Raw genomic sequence first — 22,188 nt, 5'->3', positions numbered from 1 at the left:
TGCCGGTAGCGATTTGCCACTGGCGCGGCTTTCTGTATCCAGCATTCACCCGGAGAGGGCTACCTCATGAACATCTCCAGATTTTTTGTAGACCGGCCGGTTTTCGCTGGCGTCCTTTCGGTCCTCATCGTCGTGGCGGGCCTCATCGGCATGCGCGCGCTTCCGATTTCCGAGTATCCGGACGTCGTGCCGCCATCCATCGTCGTGCGCGCAACCTATCCCGGCGCCAACCCCAAGGTTATCGCTGAGACGGTTGCCACGCCGCTCGAAGAACAGATCAACGGCGTCGAGGACATGCTCTACATGTCCAGCCAGGCGACGTCTGACGGCGTCATGACGTTGACGGTAACGTTCAAGCTGGGCACCGACCCCGACAAGGCTCAGCAGCTGGTGCAGAACCGCGTCTCGCAAGCCGAGCCGCGTCTGCCTGCCGAAGTCAGAAGTCTTGGCATATCCACCGTCAAAAGCTCGCCCGACCTGATGATGGTCGTGCATCTGGTCTCACCCGGCAATCGCTATGACCTGACCTATCTGCGCAATTACGCCGTCCTCAACATCAAGGACCGCCTGGCGCGCATCGAAGGTGTCGGCCAGGTGCAGATCTTCGGCGCAGGCGATTACTCCATGCGCGTCTGGATCGATCCGCAGAAGGCTGCCGAACACAATCTGGCTGCCAGCGATATCAGCAACGCCATTCGCGAACAGAACGTCCAGGCCGCAGCTGGCACCATCGGTGCCTCGCCAAGCTTGACCGGCGTCGATCTTCAGCTCAACGTCAACGCTCAAGGCCGCCTTTCCACCCCGGAAGAGTTCGGCAACATCATCGTGAAAAGCGGCACGAACGGCGAAATCACCCGCCTGCGTGACGTTGCCCGCGTCGAACTCGGGGCAGCCGATTATGCGCTGCGTTCGCTGCTGGATGGGGAATCCGCCGTCGCCATTCCGGTCTTCCAGGCCCCGGGTTCCAACGCCATCACCATTTCCGATCAGGTCTCTGCGACGATGCAGGACCTGCAAAAGGCAATGCCGCAGGGCGTGAAGTACGAGATCGTGTACGATACGACGCAGTTCGTCCGCGCCTCCATCGACAAGGTCATCGACACCCTGCTCGAAGCCATCGCGCTCGTCGTCATCGTCGTCATCCTCTTCCTCCAGACATGGCGTGCGTCGATCATTCCGCTGATTGCCGTACCCGTATCGATCATCGGCACATTCGCGGTGATGTATGTCTTCGGCTTTTCGATCAATGCGCTCAGCCTTTTCGGGCTCGTGCTGGCGATCGGTATCGTCGTGGATGATGCCATCGTGGTGGTGGAGAACGTGGAGCGAAACATCGAAAACGGCCTGTCACCGCGTGACGCGACCTACCGCGCCATGAAGGAAGTGTCTGGCCCGATCATCGCCATCGCACTGGTGCTGGTTGCGGTCTTCGTACCGCTCGCCTTCATCTCCGGGCTTTCAGGCCAGTTCTACCGCCAGTTCGCGCTGACCATTGCGATCTCGACCGTCATCTCGGCCATCAACTCTTTGACCCTGTCGCCAGCCCTGGCGGCCCTCCTGCTGAAAGGCCACGACGCGCCGAAGGATTGGCTGACACGCGGTATGGATAAAATCCTCGGCGGCTTTTTCCGAGGCTTCAACCGCGCTTTTGGCGCCGCCTCGAATGGCTACGGTAAAAGCGTGGCCGGATTGCTGAACCGCAAGAGCATCGTGATGATCGTCTATGTGGTTCTCGCAGGCGCGACCTATGGCATGTTCAATGCGGTTCCGGGTGGCTTCGTGCCCGCGCAGGACAAGCAGTACCTCATCGGTTTTGCCCAACTGCCGGATGCCGCCAGCCTTGACCGGACCGAAGACGTCATCAAGCGCATGAGCGATATCGCCATGAAGCAGCCGGGCGTCGAACATGCGATTGCGTTTCCGGGCCTGTCCATCAACGGCTTCACCAACAGCTCCAATGCTGGTGTGGTCTTCGTCGCTCTCAGCCCGTTCGAAGAGCGTACAACACCTGAATTGTCTGGCGGTGCCATTGCCATGGCGCTCAACCAAAAATTCGGTGCCGTTCAGGATGCCTTCATCGCCATGTTCCCGCCACCACCCGTCAATGGTCTCGGCACGACCGGCGGATTCAAGATGCAGATCGAGGACCGCGCTGGTTTCGGCTATCAGGTGTTGGATGAGGTGAACAAGGCATTCCTCGCCAAGGCCTATCAGACACCGGAACTTGCAGGCCTGTTCTCCAGCTTCCAGATCAATGTGCCGCAGCTTTACGCCGATCTCGATCGCGCAAAGGCGGAACAACTGGGTGTGTCGGTCACAGACGTGTTCGAGACGTTGCAGATCTATCTCGGCTCGCTGTACGTCAACGACTTCAACGCCTTTGGCCGCACCTACAGTGTGCGGGTCCAGGCCGATGCGAAATTCCGCGCACAGTCGGACGATATCGGCCAGTTGAAAGTGCGCTCCAGCAACGGTCAGATGATACCGCTTTCCGCCCTCTTGAAGGTGGACGCCACGACGGGCCCGGAACGCACCACGCGTTACAATGGATTCCTGTCGGCCGATATCAATGGCGGCCCGGCTCCCGGTTTCTCGTCCGGCGAGGCACAGGCCGCCATCGAACGCATCGCCAACGAAACGCTGCCATCCGGCATCGCTTACGAGTGGACAGATCTGACCTATCAGCAGATCCTTGCCGGCAGCTCGGGTTTCCTGGTCTTCCCGCTGGCTTTGCTGCTGGTCTATCTGGTGCTCGCTGCGCAGTATGAAAGTCTCACCCTGCCGCTTGCGATCATCATGATCGTACCGATGGGCGTACTGGCTGCGATGACCGGCGTCTGGCTGACGGGAGGTGACAACAATATCTTCACCCAGATCGGCCTCATCGTCCTTGTGGGTCTCTCTGCGAAAAACGCGATCCTGATCGTGGAATTCGCGCGCGAACTGGAGTTTGAAGGGAGAACGCCGGTTGCCGCCGCCATCGAGGCAAGCCGTCTTCGCCTGCGTCCGATCCTGATGACGTCGCTTGCCTTCATCATGGGTGTGGTGCCGTTGGTCATTTCCACGGGTGCCGGTGCGGAAATGCGCTCAGCCATGGGTGTCGCGGTGTTCTCAGGCATGATCGGCGTCACGATCTTCGGTATTTTCATGACGCCGGTGTTCTACGTGTTGGTGCGCAAACTCGCGGGCAACCGCCCGCTCGTCCAGCATAAGCCTGAAGAGGCCGCAAATACGGACTTCAAGATGGATAAGGCCGTGTAATCTTGCATCAATGAAATCGAAGCCCCAAGACGATGTCGTCCTGGGGCTTTTTTCGTTTCTGGGACCTGAAAAGGACTGGACAGTGGCCAACCGAAAGGTCAGGTTCGGCACCTCCATTTTACGATCACGATCCACCCTTGAGACAAGACGAGTAACACACGTGCAATCAAAAATTTCGATTGAGCAGGGCGTGAAAATGGCCGGTGTCGGGACGTTCCAGCGCCGGTTGTTTGTCATCTTTGGTCTTGTCTGGGCGGCAGACGCGATGCAGGTTCTGGCGATCGGCTTCACCGCGCCATCGATTGCCAAAAGTTTTGGAATCACAGTGCCAGAGGCGCTTCAGACCGGAACGATCTTCTTTCTCGGCATGTTGATCGGCGCATTCGTCTTCGGACGACTCGCAGACCGCATCGGTCGACGCCCGGTTCTGTTTGCAGCCATCATCCTCGACGCCGTGTTCGGTGTGGCCTCTGCTTTTGCCCCAGACCTCCAGTGGCTCTACGTCGCTCGGTTCCTGACCGGCGTGGGTGTGGGCGGAACCCTGCCCGTCGACTACGCCATGATGGCGGAATTCCTGCCCTCGGACCGGCGTGGACGCTGGCTGGTTTTGCTGGAAGGCTTCTGGGCCATCGGCACTGTCGCACTTGCCGTTCTGGCGCTCGTCGCCGGAAGCCAGGGAGGCGAAGCATGGCGGACAATCTTTTTCGTCACAGGATTGCCAGCGCTGATCGGCATCGCACTACGATTATACGTCCCGGAATCGCCTCTTTATCTTAATCGCCAGGGTCGCTCGGAAGAGGCAAGAGCCGTGCTGCGGCGGGTCGCCAGAACCAATGGCGCCGCAGACGATATTCCGCCGCTTCAGCCTCAAACTCCTGAGCGCAAATCCATCGGCGCGCTTTTGTCGCCGCAATTGCGTCGGCGTACGGTTTTTCTGATGCTAGCATGGATGCTGATCTCGATCTCCTATTACGGTGTTTTCGTCTACCTGCCGGTCAAACTGGCAAGCGACGGCTTCGGCTTCATGCGCGGTCAGATGTTCCTCGTCATTCTGGCGATTGCACAACTGCCCGGCTACGCGCTTGCAGCTTACGGCGTAGAGCGATGGGGGCGCAGGCCGACATTAATCGGTTTTCTGTTTTTGAGTGCGGCAGGGACACTGGCCTATGGCTTGGGACAAAGCGTCGAAATTGTCGTGGCAGCATCCCTGCTCATGAGCTTTGCACTGCTTGGCACGTGGGGCGCGATCTATGCCTTCACACCGGAAATCTACCCGACAAGCCTGCGGGCAAGCGGCATGGGTACGGCTGGTTCGATCGCCCGCTTTGGCGGACTTTTAGCGCCATCCATCGTGGCGCCGGTTATGGCGTCCAGCTTCGGGCTGGCACTTGGCGTCATCTCAGGCCTGTTGCTTCTGGCAGCTTTCAGCGTCTTTTTGATCGACGCTGAAAGCCGCAACGAGGCTTTGGTATAGCCGATCAGTTCTGGTGGCGCAGGCTCCAGATGACGGACCAGGGACCGAGACCCGAATCTTTCGTCTGACCAAAAGTGAAAATGCGCTGGCTGTCCTCCGGGATATCTCCGGCGGCCGCTTGGACGCCAGACAGATTTGCGGCAAGCCAAAGCTCCGTGCCATTCGCCAACGTCCAGACCGCGGTAACCACACCACTCCGGGTTTGGAACGTGCCTGGACCGAGACGCTTCGCTTTCAGCAACGGGACGACGTGCTGGTGCCGGATATCGATCAACGAGCGATAGAACGCCAGCATCTTTGCACCGTCGCCGCTTTCGGCCCGAGACCAATCCAGCTTTGCGGAGGCAAAGGTTTCGTATGCGACCGGATCGGAAACGTTGTCGCCATCGAAACCCGGCAGTCGCGATAGCTCTTCACGTCGGCCCTTGCGGACCTTTTCGTTCAGTTCGTCATCGAACTCACAGAAAAACGGGAAAGGCTCCTTGGCACCCCATTCCTCACCCATGAAGAGCATCGGGATTTGCGGCGCCAGAAGACAGACTGCCGCGATGGCCTTGAGCGGTTCAGGCGCCGTATAGGACGACATTCTGTCGCCGTTTGCCCGGTTTCCAACCTGATCGTGATTTTGGGTGAAGGAGATGAAAGCCGTCGGCGGTAAGTTGCCTGTGGACTTGCCGCGCTCTTCGCCACGATACGGCATGTGCTGGCCCTGGAACACAAAGCCTTCCGCCAGAGCACGGCCGAGATTTGCGTCGTCTTCGACATAGTCTTGATAGTAGCCGAAGGTTTCACCGGTTGCTGCGATGTGCAGCACATGGTGGATGTCGTCGTTCCATTGAGCGGTAAAATGCTCCGCGTCGCCGCCATCCTTCCGCAACAGAAGATCACTGTTGTTATCCTCGTTTTCAACGATCAGATGAACGTGTCGGGAGCCGGCCGTCTGTCTCACACGTCTGGCAAGTTCGTGAAGCACGTGTTCTTCGCTATCGTCCTTGATCGCATGGACGGCATCCAGCCGCAGACCGTCCAGCCGGAACTGCGTGATCCAGTAGATTGCGTTCTGTATCACGAATTCCCGGACAGGCTTGCCACCCTTGTCGTCGTAATTGATGCCCTTGCCCCACGGCGTCATGTGGTGATCGGTAAACAGCGGCGCGTAGTTCGGCATGTAATTGCCATCCGGCCCAAAGTGATTATAGACCACATCCAGAAACACGCAGATGCCGCGGGCATGGGCGGCATCCACCAGTGCCATCAGGTGTTCGGGACGCCCATAGCTGCTATCGGGTGCGTAAGGCAACACGCCATCATATCCCCAGCCATAGCGCCCGGGAAAGTCACTGAGCGGCATCAACTGGATTGCGGTTACGCCCAGCGTCTGTAAATGATTGAGCTTATCGATTGCCGCGAGGAACCCACCATCCTGGGTAAACGTACCCACGTGCAACTCGTAGATCACCATCTCTTCCCAAGGTCGACCGGACCATTCTCCGGTTTTCCAAGTGTGGGCGTTGAGATCAACGACTTCGCTCGGGCCATGCACATCGTGCGGCTGAAACCGCGAGGCCGGGTCGGGAACAGCGAGATCATCCGGCTGCCTGAAACGATACTGCGTGCCCGCGCCCACACCGGGCAACTGGCAATGGTGCCATCCGCCATCGACAACCTGCATCGCGTGCTGTTCGCCTGTCTCAAGCTGCAAAATCATGCTGGGTTGCAGCGGTGCCCAGATGCGGAAAAGCGTTGCGTTGTCGAGGATGAGTGGTCCGAAATCGAAATTTTCTGACAAAAATCTGGCGCCTCTAATAGAGCTGGGAATATGGATGTAACTGTGGCGTGAGAAAAAAGTTCAGCAGGTACGAAAGCTTCTTTACGACAGATTACGTCCATCTCCGTCTTTTCAGGTGGAACCAGATCGTTGCCTTGCGGTTTCGGACAGATAGTCCCACTGGAAGCCCCGCATGACCATTCCCACAGCCACCTATCGTCTTCAGTTTCGCAACGGCATGACCTTTGATCGTGCAGCGGCAATCGTGCCCTATCTCAAACAACTGGGCATCAGCCACCTCTACGGCTCGCCCATTTTCACCGCCACCAGTGGTTCCACGCATGGCTACGACGTGACAGATGGCAACCAGATCGATCCGGCCATTGGTGGGCGGGCGGGGTTTGACCGGCTGGTAAAGGCGTTGAAGGCTGTCGAGATTGGCCTCATCCTCGACATCGTACCGAACCACATGGCGGCCTCTCTAGAAAACCCCTGGTGGGCCGATGTGATCGAACATGGCGAGCAAAGTGCCTACGCGCGACACTTCGACATCGACTGGCGCCGCCGCCTGACCCTGCCGGTGCTGGGTGAGGATTTTGACCAAGTTCTAGAAGCCGGCGACATCTCGGTTGCGCTTAACCCTGCAACGGGCAAACCATCACTGCGCTGCTACGACGCCCTTTATCCGCTTTCCACCGCGTCCTATGCCGGGCGGGAAGCGCAGATCGTCAACACAACGGACAAGGCTCTGATTTCCCAACTGCACGACGCGCAACCCTACAGATTGATGAACTGGCGCGATGCGAGCAGCGCGCTGTCGTATCGACGGTTCTTTGAGGTCACAGGCTTGGCGGGCGTACGGATCGAAGACGAATCCGTTTATGAGGACTCGCATCGACTAATCTTCGAACTGGTTCGCAGCGGAGACGTCGATGGTCTGCGCATCGACCACGTCGATGGTCTGGCCGATCCCAATGAGTACTTGGAACGCCTGCGCAGGGACGTTGGCCCCGACTGTTACCTCACGGTCGAGAAAATCCTGGGTGAAGGCGAAACGGTGCCGTCGCAATGGCCCGTGTCTGGAACGACGGGCTACGAATTCATTGCCGCACTGAGCGATGTCTTCGTGGACGGCGACAAGCTGGCAGATTTACGCGGCGCGTATGACATCACCATCGGCAAGCCGCTTGATGTCGCAGGCGAACTCCGGTCGGCAAAACTCCTGATGGTCGACAAGAATTTTGCCGGGGAGTTTTCGACGCTGCTCCGCTTGGCCATGGACATCCTCGCTTTGCAGAGCGAAGTCACGGAGGTGAATGAAGCAGATGTGCGTGGCGCCCTGCGCGAACTCGTCGTCTCGTTCCCCGTTTACCGCACCTACGGCACACCTGCGGGCATGTCGGAGGAAAGCCAAAGGGTTCTGGCAGATGTCGTTGATAGCATTGAAAAGAGCGAATTTGCCCCAAATCCGGATGCGCTCCACAGGCTACAAACTATCCTCACCGGCAAAATATCGGACCCTACCGGCAAATCCTCGGAGCTCAGAACCCGTTTCCAGCAACTGACCGGCCCGTTGATGGCGAAATCAGTCGAGGACACGCTTTTCTACCGCCAGAACATGGCACTGGCACTCAACGAGGTCGGCGCAGAGCCCTTGCCACGGGCCTATTCCGTGGACCGCTTCCACGCGGAAATGAAACACCGGTTGGAAACGCAGCCGCATGCGCTGTCCACCACATCCACCCATGACACGAAACGCGGCGAAGACGCGCGCGCGCGGCTCTACGCGATCAGCGAAGCCCCTGATCTCTGGCATAGCTGCGTGACGCGTTGGCGCGATCTGAACGCCCCGTTCAGGACAACGATCAATGACGGCGTAGCCCCTGAACCCCTCGTTGAGTGGATGCTCTACCAAGCCCTTGCTGGTGCATGGCCGCACACATTACAGCACACCGACCGCGACGGTTTGGGAGCGCTCGAAGCGCGCTTCATTCCCTATGTGGAAAAGGCATTGCGCGAAGCAAAATTGCGTACGAACTGGGGAGACAGCAACGAACTCTATGAACACGCCGTTCTGAATTACGCCCGCAATCTTCTGTCGCCAGACAATCATGCCTTCCTCAACGATTTCACACAGACGCTTGAGCCTTTCATCAAGGCGGGCTCATCAAACAGCCTTGCGCAGACTGTCATAAAACTCACTGCCCCGGGGGTTCCCGACATCTATCAAGGCTGCGAAGGCTTCGATCTCAGCCTTGTCGATCCCGACAACCGTCGCGAACCGGACTTCGATGCCCTGTCGGCTCAATTATCAGCCCTTCCGGCCCATCTGGATACGGTGGATGATCCCTGCGAACCCAAGCTGAAACAACACATCATCAAGCTGCTTCTGACGTTGCGGAGCCAAAAAGCTGATCTCTTCCTAGAAGGCGACTATCTGCCGCTCGACATAACCGGTGACAGCGCGTCGCATCTGGTCGCCTTTGCCAGATCGACAAAAAATGACGCCGTTATCGTCATCGTCCCCCGGCTCGCTCTGGCCTCGATCACCAATGCCCGTCCCCTCGTGAACGCTGCGCACATCCGCCTCCCGTCACGCTTGGCGAACAGCGGGTATGTGGACGTGCTGACAGGCAAGGCGTTCGACCTTACGGAGGGCATAGATGCTGCGGAGGTAACGGGCGGCCACGGCTTTGCCGTCCTGCGACGGGGCTAGTATTTCGATCACGCGTTGCTGCGCATGCTCGCACGATACTGTTTCGGTCGCATGGAAAACCGTTCGGAAAAGGCCTGATAGAAGCGCGATACGGATCCAAACCCGGATTCGAAGGCAACGTCGGTGATGGGCATGTCGGTTGCAATCAACAGAGACTGGGCCGTGTCGAGGCGGTGACGGATGATGGCCTGGTTGATGGTCATGCCGACGGCACGTTTGAACACGGACATGGCATAGTTGGGATGAAGCCCCGCATTGCGACCGACGTCTTCGGAGGAGATTTCGTTGAGGGCATTCTCTGCGATATAGCGCAGCATGCCCTCAACGTGCTCCATCCGCTCGCTATCATTGGCGCCAAGGCTCGCGATGGCCGAGCCTTCCTCGCGCAGGTCACGCCAGCCATCACGTTCGATGCGCAGTACGCGTGCGCTCAATTCATTGCGCACGATCTCGATGAGCCCCTCGTCACCGGAACGCAACTCATCGCGCCAGCGCTGGAAGATGTCGTGATCGTAAGAGCGTAACGCGATGGCCTCGATCATGGCGCCACGGAACACGGCATCTCGAAAACGCGTCAGGCTGGCAAGACCCAGAAAAAACGACATCGGTATATAAAGACAGATGAAGGACGTACCCTCCGCCCGCGCGATGACCTGATGGGGGATCATGCCCCAGAACAGGCAAAGCCGCCCCTTGCCGAGAGAAAGCTCACGCCCGTCGAACCAGTAGGTCATTTGGCCCTCCAGCACGAAATTCAGCTCCACCTGGCTGTGCATATGTGGTCCGGCCATGACCTGCACCAGAGAGGCTTCGCCAGCACAAAAACGGTGGTCGCCGAAGACCACCAGCGGATGTCGTGGATCGTGCTCTGGATGTACCGGTACGGATTCGTCGCGTCGAGCGTGCTGTATGGAGACCATAATCTTAGGATCCTAGAGAAAATATCCGGAATTTCGGTAGCTTATTGCGGGTTTCGGACAGATGTTCAAGCCGAACTTGAATTTGGCTTGGGAGGGCGTGCTTATGGTTCACAGTCTCCACGGCGACGTGTCACGGTCATAGGGAGGAAAACATGACTCTTTTAAAAAGCCTCAGCGGCGTTGCCTTTTCGGCAGCGCTATTTTCATCTGCCTTTGCAGGCGAGATCACCATCAATTCCGACCACTCCGATCCGGTCCCGAAGAAGGCGATGGAAGAGTTGATTGCTGACTTCCAGAAGGCCAACCCGGATGTGAAGGTCAAGTGGAACAACTTCGACCACGAGGGCTACAAGTCTGCCATCCGCAACTTCCTGACCGCCGATGCGCCGGATGTCGTTGCCTGGTACGCGGGCAACCGCATGGAGCCTTTCGTCAAGGCCGGTCTCTTTGAAGATGTAACAGACGTATGGACTGCAAACGGTCTGGAAGACCAATTGAAGTCCGCGTCTCCGTCCATGACCATCGACGGCAAAAAGTGGGGCGTACCATACACCTACTACCAATGGGGCATTTACTACCGCAAAGACATCTTCCAGAGCCAGAGCATCACCCCGCCCAAAACCTGGGATGAGCTTCTGGCTGCGTCCAAGAAGCTGAAAGATGCTGGCATCACGCCGTTCACCATCGGCACCAAGGCATTGTGGCCGACCGCTGGCTGGTTCGATTATCTGGACCTGCGCATCAACGGTTACGACTTCCACATGGAGCTGACATCGGGCAAGGTTCCCTACACGGACCCGCGCGTTAAAGCCGTGTTCGAGAAGTGGGCCGAATTGGTCAAGCCGGGCTACTTCATCGAAAACCATGCCGCCATCGACTGGCAGGACGCCGTTCCCCAGCTGGTACAGGGCAAGGCCGCCATGTATCTGATGGGCAATTTTGCGGTTGCCACCTTCAAGAATGGTGGCCTGAAGGAAGAGCAGATCGGCTTTATGCCCTTCCCGGAAATCACCAAGGGTCTTCCGATCACAGAGGAAGCACCGACCGACACGTTCCACATTCCAAAGGGTGCGAAAAACAAGGACGATGCGAAGAAATTCCTAGCCTACGTTGCGTCTCCTGAAGCACAGACGAAAATGAATGCGACGATGGGCCAACTGCCCGTCAACAACAAGGCGGAAAAACCGACAGACCCGTTCCTTCTTGCAGGCTTTGACATGTTGTCCAAGGCAACCGCCATCGCGCAGTTCTATGACCGCGATGCGCAGGCGGAAATGGCCAAGGCCGGTATGGAAGGCTTCCAGGAATTCATGGTCAAGCCTGACAAGATCGACGCCATTCTGGCGCGCCTCGAAAAGATCCGCGCTCGCGTCTACAAATAAGACCTGTTCCTCCCAGCGCCGGGTGCCGTCAGCGGCATCGCCCAGGCACCCGGCTGCTATTTTATATGTATATTTTCAAAAGGTGCCGCCGTGAGCAACGCCGTTTCACCATCGCCCGGTTTCTGGAAGCGCAATCAGCAAAAACTGGCGCCCTGGCTGTTTCTAGCCCCAGGCCTGCTGATGTTCGTCATCTATGTTCTGGTACCCATCGTCGAGTCGATCTGGATCAGTTTTCACGACTGGGACGGAATGGGCGAAATGACCTGGATCGGCTTTGGCAATTATGCCGAGCTGCTTCAGGACGATACCTTCTACGTCTCTTTGAAGAACAACATCATCTGGCTGGTGCTCTATCTGCTGTCCATTCCGGCGGGGTTGGCTGTGGCGCTGTTCCTGAACCAGACCGTGCGCGGCATTCGCCTTTACAAATCGTTGTTCTTTTTCCCCTTCGTCATCAGCCAGGTCGTTGTCGGGCTCATGTTCACATGGTTCTACGCACCGGATTTCGGACTGTTCTCCAAGCTGCTGGAATGGGTGACGGGCGAGCAGATCGCGATCCTGGCAGACGAACGCTTCGTGACCTATGGCATTATCGTCGCAGGGCTGTGGCCGCAGACCGCCTATTGCATGATCCTCTATCTGACCGGCCTCAACAACATCAACCCGGAACAGGTGGAAGCCGCGCGCATGGATGGCGCCAAAGGTTTCAAGCTGCTGTGGAACATCATTCTGCCGCAACTGGCACCCGCGACCTTTATCGCCATGGTCGTCACCGTCATCGGCTCACTGCGCTCCTTCGACCTCGTGTCGGTCATGACGGCGGGTGGCCCCTACGGCTCCAGTTCGGTTCTGTCCTATTTCATGTATGAACAGGCGCTCTCGGAATACGGCTTCCGCATGGGTTACGGCGCAGCCATCGCCGTTGTCCTGTTCCTCATCATGATGATCTTCATCACGCTCTTCATCGTGCGCATGCTGAGCCAGGAAAGGAATTCCTGATGTTCCCCGCACCCATTCAGAACACATCGCCTTTCATTCAGCGGGGCTACAAAATCCTGCTGCCCATCGCGCTCATTCTGTGGCTGCTGCCACTGATCGGCGTTGCCATCACGTCCGTCAGACCGGCGGGCGATTTTGCAGCGGGCAATTATTTCGGCATTCCCTCGGGCTTTGCCGGCGTCGAGAACTACACCGCCGTTTTCCGGGATTCGCCCATCGGGCTCTATATCCTGAACTCGTTCAAGGTCACGATACCGACCGTTATCGGTACTGTCGCGCTCTCCTGCCTCACCGGATTTGCGCTGGCGGTGTACAAGTTCAAGGCCAACCTGCTGTTGTTCTTCATGTTCGTGGCAGGCAACTTCATTCCGTTCCAGATCTTGATGGTGCCGGTGCGTGACATGACGTTGCGCGCAGGGCTTTACGACACGACAATGGGTCTCGTGCTGTTCCATGTCGCTTTCCAGACCGGGTTCTGCACGCTGTTCATGCGCAACTTCATCAAGGGTCTGCCCTTTGCGCTGATCGAATCCGCCCGCGTCGAAGGCGTCTCGGAGTGGAGGATCTTCCGCTACATCGTGCTGCCACTGATGCGCCCGGCCATTGCGGCGCTCTCCGTGCTCGTTTTTACCTTCGTGTGGAATGACTACTTCTGGGCGACGGTTCTGGTTCAGGGACAACATGCCATGCCTGTCACGGCAGGTCTTTACTCACTGAACGGGCAGTGGGTTGCCGCCTGGCATCTGGTGTCTGCGGGATCGCTGGTCGCCGCGCTGCCGCCGGTCGCCATGTTCTTCATCATGCAAAAGCACTTCATTGCCGGACTGACACTGGGAGCGACCAAGGGATGAGCCAGATCATCACAATCGGCAAAGGCGAGTTCACGCTCAGCCTGCGCCTGCCCGAACTCGGTATGCCGGAAATCCTGTCTTTCGCAACACCGGCAACCTCAGCCGATCCGCTGTTTGACATTGAACGCTCGAGCCGAGTGAACGGCATGGACGTGGCTGTGCCATCAGCGGTGCTGCTGCCAACAGGCGGAATGGGCTTTTTCGGCTGGCCTGCCATATCGGGCCACCGGCAAGGGCGCGATTTCACGCTGCAGTTCGGCGCATGGAAAGTGGCAACCGTAAGCCATGCGACGACCCTGCGCGGCCATGACGCCGTGGCGAAAATGGATATTGCGATCACCCTGACCGAGCATGTATCCGGCTTGATCTCCATGTCCACATCGCTGACCAATCGCGGAGAAACTGATTACCAGTTAGACCGCTGCATGGCTGCAACCTTTGCGGTACCGGCTGGCGAAACAGAACTGACAAGCTTCACTGGCATGTGGGGACGCGAATTCCAGACACGCAAGGAGACGCTGGGCAATGGCGTCTGGTCGCAGGAAAGCCGGCGCGGGCGCACGTCGCATGATCGATTTCCGATGATCTTTGTCGAGACGGCCGGACAACGTTTCGGCGTCACTCTCGGCTGGAGCGGTAATCATCATGTTGTCATTGATCGCACCGACGACGGACAGCGCCTGATCCATATGGGTGAGCTATTCGAGCCGGGCGAAGTCATTCTCGACACCGGCGAGAGCTATCAAAGCCCGGTTGCCTATGCCGGGCCTGACACGCAAGCGTTTCACGCTTTCGTCCGCAGCGAACTTACGGACTGGCCGGGCGGACAGATGTCTCCCCGCCCCGTCACCCTCAACACGTGGGAAGGCAATTATTTCGACCACAAGATGGTTTCGCTGAAAGCACAGGCGACGGCTGCCGCCGAAATCGGCATCGAACGTTTCGTCCTCGACGACGGCTGGTTCGGCAAGCGTGACGACGACACGACCAGCCTTGGCGACTGGGATATCGACGCCCGCAAATACCCGGATGGTTTGAAGCCTCTGGTGGACCATGTGACCGGGCTGGGCATGCAGTTCGGTATCTGGTTCGAGCCCGAGATGATCAACCCGGTTTCGGAGCTTTACAAGAAGCATCCGGACTGGGCGTTGCAAATCGAAGGGCGGCCTCTGCTCCAGTCTCGTACCCAGCTTGTGCTCGACCTCACACGCAAAGAGGTTTCCGACTATCTGTTTGCCAAGATCGACGCTGTCCTTGCAAACCACGCGGTCTCCTACATCAAATGGGACATGAACCGTGACCTGACCCATGCGGGCGGGCGCGATGGCAAGGCGAAAACGTCTGCCCAGACCCGTGCCGTCTATGCGTTGATGGACCGCGTCCGTGCGGCCCATCCAGCTGTCGAGATCGAAAGCTGCGCATCCGGTGGCGGGCGTATCGATTTCGGTGCTTTGGCCCGCACCCATCGTGTCTGGACATCCGACTGCACGGATGCGCTGGAGCGGCTGGAAATCCAGCGTGGTGCATCGCAGTTCGTGCCGCCCGAAATTCTGGGCAGTCACATTTCCGCATCCCCCAACCACCAGACGGGACGGCGTCATTCGCTGGCGTTCCGCGCGCTCGTCGCCATCGCCTATCACATGGGTGTCGAGCTCAACCCGCTCGAATTGACGCAGGGCGAGCGCGAAGAACTGAAACTTTACATCGAGGCTTACAAGCGCCTGAGACCCGTGTTGCACGCGCCGGGCGCGAATTTCCTGCTGGCGCCTCTCGATGGCCGTTACGTCTGGGGCGCGGCCAGCGCCGACAAGATCGTGGTGATCGTCGCGGAGGGTCCGCAGATGGTGGGTGAACAACCGGCACCCCTAAGACTTCCTGAAAGCGTCACTCGATTTGGTGGCACATGGAAAATATCCAACGCACTTCCGGCAGAGCCGGAATTCATTCGCATCTCCGAGGGCCAGAAAAAGCTGCTCGCCGGGACCATCAGCTTCGAGCTTTCCAGTGCTGGCCTTGCAGGTCTGCCATTGCCGATGCTGAAACCGGAAAGCGCGCTGCTCCTCGAACTGGAACCTGTCAAGGGAGGCAAGACCAATGGCTGACGTAAGCCTGCGCAACGTCAAGAAAGAGTTCGGCGCGCTCAGCGTCATCAAGGGCGTCGATCTCGACGTGAAAGACGGAGAGTTCTGCGTCTTCGTCGGTCCTTCGGGCTGCGGCAAGTCCACGCTGTTGCGGATGATTGCCGGTCTCGAGCAGATCACCTCGGGCGCACTGTCCATCGGTGGCCAGGACATGACCAAGATCGGCCCTTCAGAGCGCGGCGTGGCCATGGTGTTCCAGTCCTACGCGCTCTACCCGCATATGACGGTGGCTGAAAACATCGGCTTCGGGCTTCGCATGACGGGCCACTCAAAGGAAATGATCGCCGAGCGCACGGCACATGCGGCCAAACTGTTGCAGCTTGAACCGCTGTTGCAACGCAAGCCGGGTCAGCTTTCCGGTGGTCAACGCCAGCGCGTGGCAATCGGCCGCGCCATCGTTCGCAACCCCGAAGTCTTCCTGTTCGACGAACCGCTGTCCAACCTCGATGCCGCCCTGCGCGTGCAGATGCGTGGCGAGCTTTCCAAGCTGCATCAGGATCTGAAAGCCACGATGATCTACGTCACCCACGACCAGGTGGAAGCCATGACCATGGCCGACAAGATCGTGGTTCTCTCTGCGGGCAAGATCGAACAGGTCGGTTCGCCGCTGGAGCTCTACCACCGTCCTGCCAACCTTTTCGTGGCGGGCTTTATCGGCTCGCCGAAGATGAACGTGTTGAAGGTACCGGCAAAAAGCGAAGGCGGAACAATCAGTCTGACGTTGCCGGGCGGCGTGACCCTCGCGGTCGACGCTCCCGATGGTGCCGCACCGAAGGACGCCTCCATCGGCATTCGTCCCGAGCACATCAGCGCGACCGGCGAAGGTGACGTCGTGCTGGAAGGCACCGTGCGTCTTGCCGAATATCTCGGCTCCGAAACACTCTTCTTCGTCGAACTGGCCGATGGTTCGGAGATCTCCGTCAAGGCCGATGGTCTGGCAAGTGCCAAACCGGGCGATAAGCTCAAACTCGGCATCAATGCCAAGGCCTGCCATGTGTTCGACGATCAAGGCAAAGCCATCATCAACGGAGATCTGACGCGATAATGTTGGGCGTATGTTATTATCCCGAGCACTGGGACGAAAGCCGCTGGACCGAAGACGCGCGGCGGATGCGCGAGCTGGGCATTTCCTTTGTGCGCATCGGTGAATTCGCATGGTCGAGGCTTGAGCCAGCGCGGGACGAGTTTCAATTCGAATGGCTGGACCGCGCCATGGATGTGCTCCACGCCGCTGGTCTCAAGGTCGTTCTGGGCACACCCACCGCCACGCCACCGAAATGGCTGGTGGATGAGCATCCCGATATCCTGCCCTATGGCGAAGATGGCAAGGTCCGTGGCTTCGGCTCGCGTCGACACTACACGTTTTCATCAAAGACGTGGTGGCGCGAAAGCGCGCGCATCGTCGAGATCATCGCCAGGCGGTATGGAGAACATCCGGGCCTTGTGGGCTGGCAGACCGACAACGAATATGGCTGCCATGACACCACCGCGTCGTGGGGTCCCGAAGACCTCAAGCAGTTCAAGCAGTGGCTGCGGCTGCGCTACCAGTCGCCAGAGCAACTGAACGAAGCCTGGGGCTCGGTTTTCTGGTCCATGGAGCTGAAGAGTTTCGAAGATGTTTCGCTACCGAACCTGACCGTGACCGAAACCAACCCGGCAACACGGCTGGATTTCTGGCGCTTCCAGTCCGATCAGGTTGCTGCCTATGACAAGATGCAGTGCGAGATCATTCGCAAGCATTCGCCGGGACGCTGGGTCACCCACAACTTCATGGGTTTCGTTTCAGATTTCGATCATTTCAAGGTCGGCGACAATCTTGATCTCGCATCCTGGGACAGCTACCCGATCGGCTTTGTCGAGAAGTTTCCGTTTACCGAAGAAGAGCGTAACCGCTGGGCACAGACATCGCACCCCGATATCGCGCCCTATCATCACGACCTTTATCGCAGCGTCGGCAAAGGCCGTTTCTGGGTGATGGAACAGCAGCCAGGCCCGGTCAACTGGGCACCGTGGAACCCGGTACCGAAGCCAGGCATGGTGCGCCTATGGACATGGGAAGCGCTGGCGCATGGCGCTGAGGTCGTCAGCTATTTCCGCTGGCGGCAAGCACCCTTTGCGCAGGAGCAGATGCACGCAGGCCTGAACATGTCAGGTCTGGATGAGCTTTCACCCGGCGGGCTGGAGGCACAGCAGGTTGGCAAGGAACTCGACGCCTTCGGCAACCTGCCGGAAAGCGGCAAGGCGCAGGTTGCTCTTGTCTTCGATTACCAGACCTACTGGACGACGATGATCCAGCCACAGGGGATGGATTTCCGCTACGGGGAACTGTGCTTCCGCTGGTATGAAATTTTGCGCCGGCTCGGTCTGGATATCGACTTTGTCCGTCCGGGCGATTCTCTCGATGGCTATTCGCTCGTCGTCGTACCCTGCATGACGGAAGTCGATGTCGCAACGGAAGCTGCTCTCGCCAAGGCCACGGGGCAAATCCTCATCGGCGCACGCACGGGATCACGGGACCGCAACTTCGTCATTCCGAAGAACCTCCCACCCGGACCGCTGGGTAAACACACTGGCAACCGTGTCATCCAGGTTTCCACATTGCGGCCCGGCCTGTCTGACGCCGTGTCGGGAGAGGTTAAGGGCGCGGCAATCCGTTGGCGCGAAACTGTGCAGACCTCGGCCAATATCCTCGCCCGCTTTGCAAATGGCGATCCGGCACTGACGGAACACGGCAATATGCTTTATCTGGCCTGCTGGGCGGATGAGACGTTGCTATCGAGCGTGCTGACGCTGGCTGCGAAAAAGGCCGGGCTCGAAACCATCGCCTTACCGGACCATATCCGCATCCGTCGCCGCGGCGATCTCACCTTTGCCTTCAACTATGGCACCGAGGCTTGGAAAATCCCTGAAAATGGTACTCTCGTGCTGGGAGACAGGGTGCTGGAACCGCAGGCCGTCTCTGCTTGGAAAACGAGCATTTCATGACATTGTAAGGCTGTGTTCGTCGAAACGAATGCAGCCTTATCAATTTCTACGCGCTCAGCCGAACGCCTGACTGGCGAGCGCCCATGTCCTGGGCTTCAAACCCTCTTCGTTCTCACGATCCCGCATCCATCGTCCACCGAGTGACATGGTCGTAACGGTATCGAAAACCGACATGCCTGAGCTTGCAACATACTGTGCGAAAGCACCGCTTTCCTCCCGCGTATCGAGCCTCAGAAACTGGCCTTCATGTTCCACCACATGCGGATGGGTAACGGCGATGGCATCTCCCGCGTTGAAGGCCACCACAGGCCCGATCAGCGCCCCGCGCCCAAAACGACGACAGAGCGAAAAGGCTTCGACACGCTGCCCTCGAACCAGCACCACGCCCTTGGAGACCGGAAGGAGCGAATTGAACAGCGTGTTGCGGCCAGCACCGAAGGCCTTCTCATCCAGCGCAAGGATGGTGTCGACATCGCCTGATGTCATCGGCCGCAGCGTAGCGCCGCCAGCGAGCTGCGGCGTGGCGACCGGTTTTGCTTCCCCCTGACACTGAAACACAGTCGTCTCGATGGAAAAACCCATGGACTGATATAGCCGTTTGGCAGCACGGGTCGCGTTCAGACCGAATTGCCGCTTGCCGGCCTGCTGCATCACATGCAGCATCATCCAGCTTCCCGCACCTCTGGCCTGAAGTCGGGGTGGTGTTATGACCATGCCGATGGTGGAAAAGGTCGAACCGAAATCGAACCACATGGCCGAACCGGCAAGCCGACCAATGGAATCGACGGCGACGACGCCGTTGCCGTTTTCGAGAAGCATCTGCCAGTCCTTGGGGCGGTGCGGCCAACCCACACCAACCGACAGAGCATGCAGCTTTTCAATGTTGGCGTCCGCGATGTTCTCAAGCGTCAGCTCAAAGGCTTCAAGCTGTAAGGTGTCGTGATGATCCACCGCGCTTACATTCCTGGCTTCGTCCGCCATCAGCATTCCTGAATGTCACAAATCCGCCTTCCAGAATTACGGCATCCACACCAAATAAATCGTTCGAATCCGGCGGGATTTCAGCAGTTTCCACTAAAGCGCCAGGCTTTTCAGTGCGTTTAGACGTCTAAACGCTCTACCTTGTTCAAAACGGCGAGAGGCAGCAATGACGGAATTCGACATATTGGAGCGATTGGTCTCGTTCCCCTCGGTGGTCGGGCAAGCCAATGCCGATATCGTCGAATGGATAGCCGGCTACGCCGGACGCTGTGGCGCACAGGTGACAACCGCGCTGGGGCCGGAGGGTGATCGCTCCAATCTTTTCATCTCAGTCGGCCCGCGCGATCGTTCCGGCGTCATCCTGTCCGGCCATATGGATGTCGTCCCGGCGGGCGAAGCGGATTGGTCGTCTGACCCTTTCGCACTGCGCGACGATGGCGACCGGCTCTATGGACGGGGCACCAGCGACATGAAGGGCTTTCTGGCCTGCGCCCTCGCGGCCCTGTCCGAATTCGCAAAAATGCCCTTGAAGAGACCGGTCCATCTTGCCTTTTCCTATGACGAGGAAGCGGGCTGCAAGGGTGTACCAAACCTCATCAAGCTCATCCCCACGCTGTGCGCGCTTCCGGACATGTGCATCGTCGGAGAACCAAGTGGTTTGCGCGCGATCAGAGCCCACAAGGGCAAGGCCGCGGCACGGATCACCGTCAAGGGACGTTCTGGCCATTCTTCCCGGCCTGATCAAGGCCTGAATGCCATCCATGCCATGAGCGAGGTTCTGGCCAGCGCCGTACATGCCGCAACTGTGCTGAGGGACGGCCCGTTCGATAGCAATTTCGAACCACCCTACTCTTCGCTTCAGGTCGGCAAGATCAGTGGCGGACAGGCAGTGAATATCATCCCGGATCTCTGCATGGCAGACATCGAAGCGAGAGCGATTTCCGGTGTCTCACCCGCAGCCTTGCTGGAGCCGTTGCGCAAGGCGACCGAGGCTCTGCGCATCAGCGGCTTCGAGACTGCATTCGATATGTTGAGCGCGTATCCAGCCCTATCGCTGCCAGCCGATGCTCCGCTTGCCACCCTCATGCATGATCTAACCGGCTTAGAACCGCTGGCGGCAGTCAGTTACGGCACCGAAGCCGGGCTCTATCAGGCGGCGGGGATCGACAGCATTATCTGCGGTCCCGGCGATATCGCACGCGCCCACAAGCCAAACGAGTTCGTTACCTGCGATGAGCTCTCCGCCTGCCGCAGCATGCTGGTTGATCTTGGAGCGCGATTGAGCGCCTGAACCAGCAAATCGGTCAGATGTGCTGCGGGCCATCGCCGCTTCAGTGCATCCTGCCGTTCGAACTGGGCCAATTTCGACTGACATGAGAACGAGGGCTGGCCCATGACATTTCTGTTCAATTCTGACGCGGCACGGGCGAAAATATTCGCTCAACTTTTTGCGCAGGAATTGCCGGATGTCGCCTTCTCCTCCGATCCGGCGACCGTCGATCCGCACAGTGTCCGCTATCTCATCACCTGGACTGCTCCTGCCGACCTTGCGCGCTACGCCAACCTGGAAATCCTGTTTTCCATCGGTGCCGGTATCGATCAATTCGATGCGTCTGCCCTGCCCGCCCATGTCAAACTGGTTCGGATGGTGGAAGACGGCATCATCCGGATGATGCAGGAATATGTGACGCTGGGTGTGCTGGCGCTGCACCGCCGTCTGCCCGACTATCTGGCCCAACAGGCCCAGGCAAAGTGGCAGGCATTGCCGGTTCGACAAGCGCATGAAAGGACCGTGGGCGTACTGGGTCTCGGTCATCTGGGCAAGGCGGTTCTGGAACGGCTGAAACCCTTTGGATTTCCGCTGTCTGGCTGGAGCCGCAGCGCCCATGAGATCGACGGCGTGACCTGCCATCATGGTGCAGAGCAGTTGGACGCCTTCCTGGCGAACGTCGACATTCTCATCTGCTTGTTGCCGCTGACGCGGGAGACGCGCGGTTTTCTGAACGCCGACCTTTTTGCGAAACTGCCAGCGGGTGCGGCTCTTCTCCACGCAGGCAGAGGTCCGCAGCTCGATCAAACTGCGCTCGTCAATGCACTCGATAGCGGCCACCTCTCCGGTGCGATGCTCGACGTTACCGACCCCGAACCATTACCCGCCGACCATCCACTCTGGCGGCATCCCGGTGTGATGATCACCCCGCATGTCGCTTCCGTCACCCAACCGGAAACGGCGGCAAAAGCCGTCATCGACAATATTCGTCGCCACCTCAGCGGCCTTGACCCCATCGGCCTCATCGACCGCAACCGCGGCTACTGAACACGTCAGAAAGGACTTCCCATGTCTCTCATCACCCGTATCGACACCAACCCGCAAACCACCCCAAAAGAAGCACTGCCGACGCCCGAGCGTCTGATTTCCGGCAACCCCTCCTTCAAGACATGGGCGCTTGATGATTGCCGTGATGGCACCGTCCACACCGGCATCTGGGAAGCGACACCCGGCGAAACCCATTCCATCAAAGGCACGACCTATGAGTTCTGCCACATCATTTCCGGCGTGATCGAACTGGACGAAAAGGGCGGCGACACCGTTACTTACCGTGCAGGAGACAGTTTCATGATGAAGCCCGGTTTCGTCGGCGTATGGCGCACCATCGAGACGGTTCGCAAGATCTATGTGACCGTAACCGACCCTGCATAAGGAACGACG

General features: G+C 58.5%; 15 protein-coding genes. 12 read left to right on the top strand and 3 right to left on the bottom strand.

Annotation, left to right across the window (positions count from 1 at the left end; translation table 11 throughout):
• The first annotated feature begins 66 nt into the window (after nt 1–66).
• The gene (locus EKM04_RS13770) at nt 67–3,261 is read left to right on the top strand and encodes an efflux RND transporter permease subunit (RefSeq protein ID WP_183895028.1); all 3,195 of its coding nucleotides are present in this window, start codon (nt 67–69) and stop codon (nt 3,259–3,261) included.
• A gap of 196 nt (nt 3,262–3,457) precedes the next feature.
• Complete coding sequence (locus EKM04_RS13765; RefSeq protein ID WP_183895103.1) at nt 3,458–4,735, top strand: MFS transporter; 1,278 nt, start codon at nt 3,458–3,460, stop codon at nt 4,733–4,735.
• A 4-nt stretch (nt 4,736–4,739) separates the two neighbouring features.
• Here EKM04_RS13765 and treZ read toward each other — a convergent pair whose 3' ends face one another.
• Nucleotides 4,740–6,524 (bottom strand): malto-oligosyltrehalose trehalohydrolase, encoded by a 1,785-nt coding sequence (treZ, locus tag EKM04_RS13760; protein ID WP_234910908.1) that lies wholly within the window; start codon nt 6,522–6,524, stop codon nt 4,740–4,742.
• A gap of 172 nt (nt 6,525–6,696) precedes the next feature.
• On the opposite strand from treZ, the gene treY reads away from it, so the two are divergent.
• Nucleotides 6,697–9,219: a malto-oligosyltrehalose synthase gene (treY, locus tag EKM04_RS13755; RefSeq protein WP_183895026.1), complete on the top strand. Its 2,523-nt coding sequence runs from the start codon at nt 6,697–6,699 to the stop codon at nt 9,217–9,219.
• A gap of 8 nt (nt 9,220–9,227) precedes the next feature.
• On the opposite strand, the gene EKM04_RS13750 is transcribed toward treY, so the two are convergent.
• Entirely contained in the window at nt 9,228–10,139 is a 912-nt protein-coding gene (locus EKM04_RS13750) for a helix-turn-helix domain-containing protein (RefSeq protein ID WP_183895024.1), read from the bottom strand.
• Between the two features lie 152 nt (nt 10,140–10,291).
• Here EKM04_RS13750 and EKM04_RS13745 point away from each other — a divergent pair, with 152 nt between their 5' ends.
• From EKM04_RS13745 to EKM04_RS13720, 6 genes are all read left to right on the top strand, one after another.
• Nucleotides 10,292–11,521 carry an ABC transporter substrate-binding protein gene (locus EKM04_RS13745; RefSeq protein WP_183895022.1) on the top strand — a complete coding sequence of 410 codons (1,230 nt, stop codon included), beginning with the start codon at nt 10,292–10,294 and terminating at the stop codon, nt 11,519–11,521.
• 180 nt (nt 11,522–11,701) lie between these two features.
• The gene (locus tag EKM04_RS13740) at nt 11,702–12,520 is read left to right on the top strand and encodes a carbohydrate ABC transporter permease (RefSeq protein ID WP_434060050.1); all 819 of its coding nucleotides are present in this window, start codon (nt 11,702–11,704) and stop codon (nt 12,518–12,520) included.
• On the top strand, nt 12,520–13,371 hold the full coding sequence (locus tag EKM04_RS13735; RefSeq protein WP_183895018.1) for a carbohydrate ABC transporter permease: 852 nt from the start codon (nt 12,520–12,522) through the stop codon (nt 13,369–13,371). Before EKM04_RS13740 ends, EKM04_RS13735 begins: the two co-directional genes overlap by 1 nt.
• Nucleotides 13,368–15,473, top strand: a complete 2,106-nt coding sequence (locus EKM04_RS13730) for an alpha-galactosidase (protein ID WP_183895016.1) — start codon at nt 13,368–13,370, stop codon at nt 15,471–15,473. The genes EKM04_RS13735 and EKM04_RS13730 overlap by 4 nt, the downstream gene beginning before the upstream one ends.
• Entirely contained in the window at nt 15,466–16,557 is a 1,092-nt protein-coding gene (locus tag EKM04_RS13725; RefSeq protein ID WP_183895014.1) for an ABC transporter ATP-binding protein, read from the top strand. Before EKM04_RS13730 ends, EKM04_RS13725 begins: the two co-directional genes overlap by 8 nt.
• Entirely contained in the window at nt 16,557–18,497 is a 1,941-nt protein-coding gene (locus EKM04_RS13720) for a beta-galactosidase (RefSeq protein ID WP_183895012.1), read from the top strand. The genes EKM04_RS13725 and EKM04_RS13720 overlap by 1 nt, the downstream gene beginning before the upstream one ends.
• 54 nt (nt 18,498–18,551) lie before the next feature.
• On the opposite strand, the gene EKM04_RS13715 is transcribed toward EKM04_RS13720, so the two are convergent.
• Nucleotides 18,552–19,478 (bottom strand): GNAT family N-acetyltransferase, encoded by a 927-nt coding sequence (locus tag EKM04_RS13715; protein WP_183895010.1) that lies wholly within the window; start codon nt 19,476–19,478, stop codon nt 18,552–18,554.
• Between the two features lie 166 nt (nt 19,479–19,644).
• Between EKM04_RS13715 and argE the strand changes: the two genes are divergently transcribed.
• The 3 genes from argE to EKM04_RS13700 all read left to right on the top strand — a co-directional run bounded on the left by argE (nt 19,645) and on the right by EKM04_RS13700 (nt 22,179).
• Entirely contained in the window at nt 19,645–20,769 is a 1,125-nt protein-coding gene (gene argE / locus EKM04_RS13710; protein ID WP_183895008.1) for an acetylornithine deacetylase, read from the top strand.
• Between the two features lie 102 nt (nt 20,770–20,871).
• Nucleotides 20,872–21,795, top strand: coding sequence for a 2-hydroxyacid dehydrogenase (locus tag EKM04_RS13705; RefSeq protein WP_183895007.1), 924 nt, complete (start codon nt 20,872–20,874; stop codon nt 21,793–21,795).
• Between the two features lie 21 nt (nt 21,796–21,816).
• Complete coding sequence (locus EKM04_RS13700) at nt 21,817–22,179, top strand: cupin domain-containing protein (protein WP_174155520.1); 363 nt, start codon at nt 21,817–21,819, stop codon at nt 22,177–22,179.
• Nucleotides 22,180–22,188: the final 9 nt, after the last annotated feature.

This window comes from Rhizobium skierniewicense Ch11 (assembly GCF_023757665.1).
Taxonomy (GTDB): Bacteria; Pseudomonadota; Alphaproteobacteria; order Rhizobiales; family Rhizobiaceae; genus Agrobacterium; species Agrobacterium skierniewicense.
The sequence above is the reverse complement of the archived record's forward strand: the minus strand, read 5'-3'. Positions and strand labels throughout refer to the sequence as shown.

Excerpts from the sequence above, each read along its gene's own strand:
- EKM04_RS13770 (WP_183895028.1), top strand. The coding sequence starts at position 67 with ATGAACATCTCCAGATTTTTTGTAGACCGGCCGGTTTTCGCTGGCGTC.
- EKM04_RS13765 (WP_183895103.1), top strand. The coding sequence starts at position 3,458 with ATGGCCGGTGTCGGGACGTTCCAGCGCCGGTTGTTTGTCATCTTTGGT.
- treY (WP_183895026.1), top strand. The coding sequence starts at position 6,697 with ATGACCATTCCCACAGCCACCTATCGTCTTCAGTTTCGCAACGGCATG.
- EKM04_RS13750 (WP_183895024.1), bottom strand. The coding sequence starts at position 10,139 with ATGGTCTCCATACAGCACGCTCGACGCGACGAATCCGTACCGGTACAT.
- EKM04_RS13745 (WP_183895022.1), top strand. The coding sequence starts at position 10,292 with ATGACTCTTTTAAAAAGCCTCAGCGGCGTTGCCTTTTCGGCAGCGCTA.
- EKM04_RS13740 (WP_434060050.1), top strand. The coding sequence starts at position 11,702 with ATGTTCGTCATCTATGTTCTGGTACCCATCGTCGAGTCGATCTGGATC.
- EKM04_RS13735 (WP_183895018.1), top strand. The coding sequence starts at position 12,520 with ATGTTCCCCGCACCCATTCAGAACACATCGCCTTTCATTCAGCGGGGC.
- EKM04_RS13730 (WP_183895016.1), top strand. The coding sequence starts at position 13,368 with ATGAGCCAGATCATCACAATCGGCAAAGGCGAGTTCACGCTCAGCCTG.
- EKM04_RS13725 (WP_183895014.1), top strand. The coding sequence starts at position 15,466 with ATGGCTGACGTAAGCCTGCGCAACGTCAAGAAAGAGTTCGGCGCGCTC.
- EKM04_RS13720 (WP_183895012.1), top strand. The coding sequence starts at position 16,557 with ATGTTGGGCGTATGTTATTATCCCGAGCACTGGGACGAAAGCCGCTGG.
- EKM04_RS13715 (WP_183895010.1), bottom strand. The coding sequence starts at position 19,478 with ATGGCGGACGAAGCCAGGAATGTAAGCGCGGTGGATCATCACGACACC.
- argE (WP_183895008.1), top strand. The coding sequence starts at position 19,645 with ATGACGGAATTCGACATATTGGAGCGATTGGTCTCGTTCCCCTCGGTG.
- EKM04_RS13705 (WP_183895007.1), top strand. The coding sequence starts at position 20,872 with ATGACATTTCTGTTCAATTCTGACGCGGCACGGGCGAAAATATTCGCT.
- EKM04_RS13700 (WP_174155520.1), top strand. The coding sequence starts at position 21,817 with ATGTCTCTCATCACCCGTATCGACACCAACCCGCAAACCACCCCAAAA.